Here is an 839-nt window from a genome sequence, read left to right as displayed (position 1 = left end):
ACTAAATGAGCCTTTTTAAATTAATTTAAGTCCCTTTCAGATATACCTCAGCCAAATCAATTCGACCGCTTCCATGACCAAGATAGTTTTGAATCTGGTCCATCGCTGCTGAAACTTCTCGATACAACGGACGTTCCTCCCGCGTTACGAGGTGGTCTTTACGATAACCCGCTTCTCGGTTTTCGACCATCCGTTGAATCATTGCCCGTCCTTCCTGCTCGATGCCCCGGGCTTGCAGATCACTCCGTAGCATCTCCCTGGCATACGTGTGCCGGAATGCATGGGATCCCTCCATACCCACCCGATAATAGGTGACTTGAGCGTGTTGTACTTCACGGGTACCACGAACTGCCCCGGCTCCTTCCCGCGGATCAGCTCCCGTACCTGTACCTCATACTCCGGCCTGCAAGGCGTCAGACGAGCTCTCCTGGCCTTTGTGACGCCCTGTGCAGCATTCAGAGCCTGCTTATCGCTGGACGCCTCCCAGAAGAGCCGACCTTCTTTCTCCACGATATAGGCTGCTTTTGTATTCGCTGCTACACGCAGACGAAGCCCAAATAGCCGACCGAGATCACTAAGTTAAGTGGGATTATCAGGAGAAAACCTTTTGAAACGACCGTAATAATGGGAATCTGCATCATCTTTGTATGGCACTCTTCTATAAGTGCCTTTATGTCTATGTACTTTACTCCTGCCAAACGATCAGACGCAAAGGGGCTAAGACCCTCTCGGCTCACGCCGTTCACCCCAGCCTGCGCCTCCCCTTTGAAACAAAAAAAGAAGTAGCAAATGCCACTTCTTTGGAATTCAATCAACACCTAACATCAAATCCTCGTAGG

Annotated in this window: 1 protein-coding gene; it reads right to left on the bottom strand. The window is 50.3% G+C overall.

The annotated features are described in order from the left end of the window. Window positions 1-25: 25 nt before the first annotated feature. Entirely contained in the window at window positions 26-202 is a 177-nt protein-coding gene (locus NRI27_RS17980; protein ID WP_371391906.1) for a hypothetical protein, read from the bottom strand. Window positions 203-839: the final 637 nt, after the last annotated feature.

Origin of the sequence: Sporosarcina sp. OR05 (assembly GCF_041414805.1) — a bacterium.
Classification (GTDB): Bacteria; Bacillota; Bacilli; order Bacillales_A; family Planococcaceae; genus Sporosarcina; species Sporosarcina saromensis.
The sequence above is the reverse complement of the archived record's forward strand: the minus strand, read 5'-3'. Positions and strand labels throughout refer to the sequence as shown.

Bases quoted from the DNA above. Each gene is read 5' to 3' on its own strand.
- NRI27_RS17980 (WP_371391906.1), bottom strand. From the start codon at position 202: ATGATTCAACGGATGGTCGAAAACCGAGAAGCGGGTTATCGTAAAGAC.